Raw genomic sequence first — 7,873 nt, 5'->3', positions numbered from 1 at the left:
TGTCATCACAATCTTCCGAAGTCGGGACTCCGTCACAATCGGCATCGTTAACATTGGTGTTCGTTACGGTTGCATCGTTATCATCACAATCTTCTGATGTTGGAACGCCATCACAATCGGCATCGTTTACGTTAGTGTTCGTTACAGTCGCGTCATTGTCATCACAATCTTCCGAAGTCGGGACTCCGTCACAATCGGCATCGTTAACATTGGTGTTCGTTACGGTTGCATCGTTATCATCACAATCCTCAGATGTTGGAACTCCGTCACAGTCTGCATCGTTGACATTGGTGTTCGTTACGGTCGCATCGTTGTCATTACAATCCTCAGACGTTGGAACGCCGTCACAATCTGCATCGTTTACGTTAGTGTTCGTTACGGTTGCATCGTTATCATCACAATCCTCAGATGTTGGAACTCCGTCACAGTCTGCATCGTTGACATTAGTATTCGTTACGGTTGCATCGTTGTCATCACAGTCTTCTGACGTCGGAACTCCATCGCAATCTGCATCGTTGATATTGGTATTTGTTACAGTTGCATCGTTATCATCACAATCTTCAGATGTTGGAACGCCATCACAATCGGCATCGTTGATATTGGTATTCGTTACGGTAGCATCGTTGTCATCACAGTCTTCACTTGTTGGAACACCATCACAATCTGCATCGTTGACATTGGTATTCGTTACAGTTGCATCGCTGTCATCACAATCTTCTGATGTTGGAACTCCGTCACAATCGGCGTCGGGTTCTTGAGCAGGGTTTGCTAATGTTGGACAACTATCACAGGCGTCTGATATTCCATCATTATCGGCATCCGGACCATCGGTTACGACATCATTATTATTCCCGGTATATGCAGAGGATGCTCCAATTACTAATCCATTAGTAGTGTCATATCCTGTCCCATCCACTTCGGCATCATTATCATCATCAGTATGCCCCGCTTCTATAACATCATTACAACCATCATCATCGCTATCTTCGTCCAAATAATCCGGGATATCATCGTTATCACTATCCGGTCCTGAACAAAAAATCATCCCTCCTAGAATCCCGATTCCCCTTAAAGTAGGGTCTGCGAGTCCACCAATCTCTTCATAAGTAATGGTAACAACTGTAATTGCTTGAGGAAAATTTACCCGTACGTCTCCAGTATCGCTATTATCTGAGTTTCCTCCTCCTGTAAAAGACTGTGCAACATTCCCCGCAACGGTTACACTAGACACTCCTGCTGAGGCTGGTGACATAATAGGATTCCCATTATCTGAGACCACAGTCACTTGATCTATATTCCCATCTCTTTCATCTATATCTGAAAGTAAGAATTGAAAATTGTCTACTGGACTGCTAAACGTGAGCGTAATAATTACTGGGGAAGTTCCAGTATTAGCCGCAGGATCAAAAAATACCCCGAGCTGAGGGATTCCCCCAAAATATGTGTTATCAATCTGAGTACCTCCAAGGGCATCTAAATTTCCTGCAGTAGTTGAAGCAACATTAATTGTCAAGTCTAAATCAGGTGCAATACCGTTAAGTGTGTCATTATCATTCCCGTTTGTCCAAAGCCAAGGAGCTGTTCCCCAGTCTGAAGTCTTACCGCAACCATATCCTTCACTAGCATCAGTAATACCATCATTGTCATCATCTTGATCACAAAAGTCAGTAACACCATCTCCATCAGTATCTACATTCCCAGAGGCTATGGGGTCACAAAAATCTATTGTCGGACTATTACAGGAAATGGTTGCCTCCCAACCTATTTCGTTTATAATATTATCTGAATAAAACTCAAAAGTTAATGCATTATTAGCATTAGAGGAGGTAATTGTACCTGGGGAAACAGTACAAAAAACTCCTATTAAAGGGGCACTATTATTTATACCATTGTATATTCTTAAGCCATCCCAATCACAATTAGCTTGATTTTCAACATCCCAAGTTGTAAAGTCTAGGGAGATGGGCTGACCAGAACCTGACTGGAAGGTTGCACTTAGATTTTCGTCATTACCATAATTTCCAGTAGTACCGCCCGAATCTAGGAACGTACCACTACAAGCTGTAATTACATTTCCATTCTGGTCGTCAATTTCATACACCTGCGCATTGAGCTCAAACGACAGGAAAGTAATCATTAATAGGCATATAGAATAGAGTCTCATAGTATCAAACTGAATAAGCTTAGTTCTCATTAAGGTATTTTTGAAATAACTTCTTTAGTCAACATTTAAGGAATTATTAATCCTTTTTGACTTACAGTCAATGAATTAAATAAACGATGAAAAACATTAAAACATCGACAAAATGTTCATTTTAGAGCAAAACTAGTAGAATATACTTTTCGCGAAAGCATAATGTTCTGAACACCAGATGTAATGTTCTGAAACTTGAAAAAGTGTGATAGAGAGATGTTTTTAGAAGTGATTGATCCTGCTGAGCAGGCCTTCTCTATATTTTACACCTACAGGAATAGTTGTATTTCCTATTGTTAAGGATGTAGTCTCAATGCGTTGTAAGAATTGAGTGTTGATGATATACCCGCGATGTACCCGTATAAAGTCTGAAGATAATTTGTCGAGTATGTCATTAAGACTTGTCCTAACGACGTGCATTTTATTAGATTTTAGGTAGATCTCTACATAAACGTGAGCGCTTTTGATGTATTCAATATCTTTAAAAAGTAATTTTAGAAAACTTCCTTTTTCTTTAAAAAAGACGGCATCCTTAATTATAAAATCTTTATTGTCAGAGGATCCTTGGAGCCCACTAAAATTATAAAGCGCAATTTCTATAGAAGTATAAAGCTCTGCCTTACTGAAAGGTTTTACTAGAAAAGCTGGGGGATATGTCTCCTTTGCTTCGGAAACGGTTTGCTCATCGCTATTTGATGTTAAAAATATAAATGGAATATTGTATTTGTCACGTATTATCCTTGCGACATCTATACCGGTTTTCTTGCCTGCTAATTGTATGTCAAGAATTGCAATATCTGGATGTTCTGCCTCTAAGGCTTCAATGGCTCCAGTATAATTAGATACTGGTTCCAGCGGCTCATAACCTAACTCCTCGAGATGATCACAGATATTATCTGCAATTAAAATTTCATCTTCTACTACGAGTATGCGAACTTTTGACATCAGTTTTTTCTTAGTGACAATTTAACGATACTATACTCTCTATCCTCATAAATGTTCTGAACGCGGTTATTTTGTTCTGAATGATATTTAATCTACCATTTTACGTTGTGAAGTATCTTTAAAAGAGATATTAAACAATGTGCCCTCAAGCGACTCTATAATAACATATCCTTGAAGTTGTTTTGTTAACCTTTTTACTAATCGTAAACCTAAGCTCTTGGCCCTGGCAAAATCAAAATCTGGGCTCATTCCCCCTCCATTATCTTTTATCGTTAGGCTATAGTCGTTTTGATTTTGTTTCAGGATTATGTTTAGTTCTGGGGAGTCCGCTTTCGCGAAAGCGTACTTATAAGCATTAGTTATAAGCTCGTTAATAATAAGTCCTAATGGGATCGCCGTGTCTACATCAAAATAAGCATCATCAGCCTTTATTGTTGTTTTAACACCAGATTCAGTCTGATACATCGCTGAAATTTCCTTAACAAGTTCCCGAATATAGCTGTCAAAACTGATGAGACCAGAGTCGTTTTGATAGAGACGCTGGTGTATAAGTGCCATAGATTTTACTCTATTCTTTCCATCATTTGCCAGTTGTTGTGCTTTTTTATCTTCGATACCTTTGGACTGTAATTCAAGGAGACTTGATACAATTTGGAAATTGTTTTTTACCCGATGATGTATCTCTTTGACTAAAAGCTCTTTTTCTTTGAGAGCTTCGTCTATAATTTTATTTTTTTCTTTGAGCTTTTTAGATTGTTGCCTTGTCTTCAAAAGAAAAAACAATGATACAACAAGTAATAGCCCACCTAGTATTGCGGCAATAACATATATCCGTGTTCGTTTTTTCTCATTTTGAATTTCTATATCCTTGATTTTTACGGCTTGCTCTGTCTGAAAAGCCGCTAATGATTTTGACAAATCTTGAGAGTAAACTTTTCTATTAACCTCGACTGCTTCTTCCTGAAAGCGTATGGCTTCTTTTAAAAAATTATCTTTTTCTAGAGCACCAGAATTCTCGATGAGCACAAAATAATAGTCATTTGAGTTAAGTACATCTTTAGTTCTGGCTACTGTTAGTTCGGCAAATTCCTTTGTATTTTTGACGTTGAATTTTTCAAAAATCTGCCTTTTGTAAGGAGAATCAGTAGGTAATGTTCCTAAATATTTAGCATACAATGCATAACTATCCTTACGGCTTTGTGGGTGGTTGTAAAGCACATTTAGAAGTTCTTGAACCCTCTCATCCTTACCTCCTATATAGATATATGCATCTAACAGGTTGATAACGGTAGCACTATAGTAGGCACTTTCTGATGACGACTCTCGTTCCAGTTTTAAATTTTCTTCATTAATTTCTATATACTCTTGTAGTTTACCCTCAACTACATATACATTACTTAAATAGTATTGAGCTCCTATTTTGAGTTCGGTATCGTTATATTTTTCTGCTACGGCTATAGCATTATCTAAAATTTCTTTTACTTGTTCTAAATCTCTTTGAATGAAAGCCATTACAGCCTTGTGAAAACTTGCATTTGCACTAGCTAGTGCGACATCCCGTTCGTTCTGGTCAAAAGAATTGATGTACTTAGTTAGCTTTTCATTCTCTACCGTCGATTTATCTAAATCTCCATCGTTGCGCAATTGGGTAATTTGCTCAGTTTTTATTTTTGTGTAATCTCTGTTGATTTTGTCTTGAACATCGGGTTGTTTTACATTTTTATTGATAAATCTTGAAATTTTGTAGTAATCGACATCAGCAGTATTTGTAACACTGACAATAAAATCGCGCAGGGCTTTATAGTCTGGGTTCTTGTCTGTGGCTAACTTCTTAAGAATAGAGATGTAGCCTGTATCGATAGTAATTTTCTGAAGAAAATACTGGGCGGAGTCTTGTTTTTCTTCAAGTATGTAGCGCTCTACTTTATTAATTAAATCATTATCATCTAATTGAACATTCTCTTGGCCTAACAATTTTGAGAATAGTAAAAATAAAATTGAGAACAGTTTAAATGCGTTTTTCATAATTATGAGGATGTACTACAAAGGTAAAAGAAGTGTTTAGGTTTTTTAAGAAAATGTTATAACGGCTACACATTCTAAGAATCACTTTAGTAGTTCCAAAAAAAAAAGAATTTCATTTTGATAAACATTTTTGACAAAAAAAATCCCTATAAATTAAATATTTACAATTTTACCCAAGCTACTTTCAGGAATTTCTAGTAGAATGGAAGAGATTATCTGCGATGATCCCGATGGGATATTTTGGGTAAGCATAGAAACCTTTTATAACACAGAAAAAGGGCTTGGGTTTTTTTAAAGCAAAAACCCTTCGAGCAAGCTCGGGGTTTTGATTGAAAAAAAAATGAAACCTGCAACTTCCAGTTGCAGGTTTCCTTTTGCAGAGAGGAAGGGATTCGAACCTTTTGATACTATTTATAACTTAACCGTAGTGAAATAACTTGTTAACGCTTATTATCGTTAGCTTTACAATATCAGAAATAAATGCAAAATATTAGGGGTTATAAGTTTTTTATGCCCCTATTTATGCCCCTTCATAGTTTTACAATGAGTTATACCTATACTTTTAATTTAAAGAATCCCAAAAGTGCTACACCTACTCTCATTTACTTGAGAGCTAACATTAAAAGTGAGGGCAAGTATCTTAAGTACTCAACTGGTGAAAGCATCCTACCTAGTCAATGGGATACTGAAAGTAAATTTCCTATTAAAATTGGAGGAAGAACAGCTCAAGCTGTTCAAATAAATTCCACTATCAATCAATTAAGTCGATACGCTGAAACCTTCCAAGTTGTCTGCTCAAGAATTGAAATGCGGAACGATATTTTAACTGTCAAAAGAATAAGAGAGGAGCTTGATTATGAATTCAAAAAAACTGCAACCTATTCCAAGTCATTCTTTCCTCTATTTGAAGCATTTATTCAAGAAAAGAGAGACCTAAACAAAATTGCCCAAAGCACTATCAAAACTTATGAAAATATGAAAAGGGTGCTTGAAGAGTTTTCTAAGGCGAAAAACTATAAAATTAACTTTAATACAATTAATAATGACTTCTATGTGGCTTTTGTAAATTATAGTAGAAGCACATTAAAACATCAGAATAATACTCTCGGTAGAAACATAGGTTTTATTATAACCTTTATGAATTGGGCTGCAAAATATAACCACCATAGGAACTATGAATTTAAGCAGTTTGAAAAACCTAAAAGCGAAACAGATGAAATTGCACTTACCAAAAAAGAACTTGACCACCTTTATACATTTGAATTTAAGAAAAAAAGTTTAGAGAGAGTTCGTGATGTATTCATATTCGGTTGCACTACGGGAATGAGATATTCCGACTACTCAAAGATTACAAAGAACCACATACATAATGGACATATCTTTTTAAACTCTAAAAAACAGAAGAACAATCTTGGAATACCATTAAATAGCTACTCTCGCTATATATTAGAAAAATATGATTATTCTTTACCTATAATAAGTGACCAGAAATTTAGAGAATACATTAAAGAAGCTTGTCAAAAAGCTGGATTTACTGCTAATACTGTCAAAACATCTTATATTGGCAACAAACGAACTGACGAAATCATTCCTAAGCACAAACGAATAAGCACTCATACCGCACGCAGAACATTCATTACATTATCGTTAGAAAATGGAATGCGCCAAGACATAGTAATGAGTATCACAGGGCACAAATCCCTAAGTAGTTTTCAAAAATATATTAAGCTCTCGTCTAAAAGTAGAGAGGAAGCAATGAAGAATGTATGGAAATAAAGCCTTTAGATTTACCTGATTTCGGTGAGTTCTTACCTAAGTTTGATTTACTCAAGTTAAAACTCAGTGAGCATCTTAATATTGCCAGAAAAAATGCGAAAAATAAGTTTGAAAAAACGATTAGTGATTGGCAACAATATGCTAAAAATGAAAGTTCTGCGATAAAAGATTCAATTTTTGTTGTTCAGATGATAGAAAATCGATTTGAGTTAACGGACTTTCTCAAAAAAAACTGGATTTCAATATATTTAAATGCGCGAGACGACAATGATTTTTTATCAAAAGCAGCGTCTATCTATTCTCAAGAAAATAAAGACAAAAAAATTTTCGTCCGTGGATTGTTACATTCTTTTGAGGAAAGGGTAGAGCGATTAATTTACTTAGATAGTCTTGTTGAAGCACAGAATATGTTTCAAGAGTTAGCTAATCAAAAATGGCATTCACCATTAGCTCCAAAAGGATTGCAACTTGAAATCGACGTTTATAAAGACTTAAGGGTTGAACTTGAAAGAATTGATAGACTCTTAATAAATAGCAATGAATTAATCGAACTGTACAAAGAGAAGAATTCCACATTAGAGAATAGTAATTCTTCTTTGAAAGAAGATTTATTCGAATTAAATTCTTCCCTAATCGAAACAAATACTGCGATTAAGGTCTCAGATGAAACATTGGCTAATTACAAAAAACATCATCTCTATTTTGAAACCAAAATTTTCAACAATTATGTTTTCGGAGATAATTTACCTGAATTGAAAACTCTATATACTTACCTTAAAAAGACAGGCGCTTATTACGATTACTGGGGTGTAGGCTTCCCCTAATTAGGACACCTTAAAATTCGACAAATAATTATTATTTAGGTCAGATTTGATGAAGAATTTAAATTCTTCATCAAATCTGGGCATGTATTCTTTAGGAGATATATTACCT

General features: G+C 35.5%; 5 protein-coding genes. 2 read left to right on the top strand and 3 right to left on the bottom strand.

From position 1 onward, the window contains the following. The 3 genes from EAX61_RS16200 to EAX61_RS16190 form a co-directional block, all read right to left on the bottom strand. The coding region (locus EAX61_RS16200) for a CUB domain-containing protein (RefSeq protein ID WP_347337931.1) at nucleotides 1–2,194 on the bottom strand (2,194 nt) is incomplete at its 3' end. A 222-nt stretch (nucleotides 2,195–2,416) separates the two neighbouring features. Next, entirely contained in the window at nucleotides 2,417–3,139 is a 723-nt protein-coding gene (locus EAX61_RS16195; RefSeq protein ID WP_121918758.1) for a response regulator, read from the bottom strand. Nucleotides 3,140–3,226: 87 nt separating this feature from the next. After that, nucleotides 3,227–5,164, bottom strand: coding sequence for a sensor histidine kinase (locus EAX61_RS16190; RefSeq protein WP_121918757.1), 1,938 nt, complete (start codon nucleotides 5,162–5,164; stop codon nucleotides 3,227–3,229). A gap of 480 nt (nucleotides 5,165–5,644) precedes the next feature. Here EAX61_RS16190 and EAX61_RS16185 point away from each other — a divergent pair, with 480 nt between their 5' ends. Together EAX61_RS16185 and EAX61_RS16180 are read left to right on the top strand one after the other, a co-directional pair. After that, complete coding sequence (locus tag EAX61_RS16185; protein ID WP_121918756.1) at nucleotides 5,645–6,940, top strand: tyrosine-type recombinase/integrase; 1,296 nt, start codon at nucleotides 5,645–5,647, stop codon at nucleotides 6,938–6,940. Next, a complete protein-coding gene (locus tag EAX61_RS16180) occupies nucleotides 6,931–7,764 on the top strand; it encodes a hypothetical protein (RefSeq protein WP_121918755.1) in 834 nt (277 codons plus the stop codon). The genes EAX61_RS16185 and EAX61_RS16180 overlap by 10 nt, the downstream gene beginning before the upstream one ends. The last annotated feature ends 109 nt before the right edge of the window (nucleotides 7,765–7,873 follow it).

It is taken from the genome of Dokdonia sinensis (assembly GCF_003688895.1).
Taxonomy (GTDB): domain Bacteria; phylum Bacteroidota; class Bacteroidia; order Flavobacteriales; family Flavobacteriaceae; genus Dokdonia; species Dokdonia sinensis.
The sequence above is the reverse complement of the archived record's forward strand: the minus strand, read 5'-3'. Positions and strand labels throughout refer to the sequence as shown.

What these genes read in the sequence shown, in the direction of transcription:
- EAX61_RS16195 (WP_121918758.1), bottom strand. Translation starts at nt 3,139, where the DNA reads ATGTCAAAAGTTCGCATACTCGTAGTAGAAGATGAAATTTTAATTGCA.
- EAX61_RS16190 (WP_121918757.1), bottom strand. Translation starts at nt 5,164, where the DNA reads ATGAAAAACGCATTTAAACTGTTCTCAATTTTATTTTTACTATTCTCA.
- EAX61_RS16185 (WP_121918756.1), top strand. Translation starts at nt 5,645, where the DNA reads ATGCAAAATATTAGGGGTTATAAGTTTTTTATGCCCCTATTTATGCCC.
- EAX61_RS16180 (WP_121918755.1), top strand. Translation starts at nt 6,931, where the DNA reads ATGGAAATAAAGCCTTTAGATTTACCTGATTTCGGTGAGTTCTTACCT.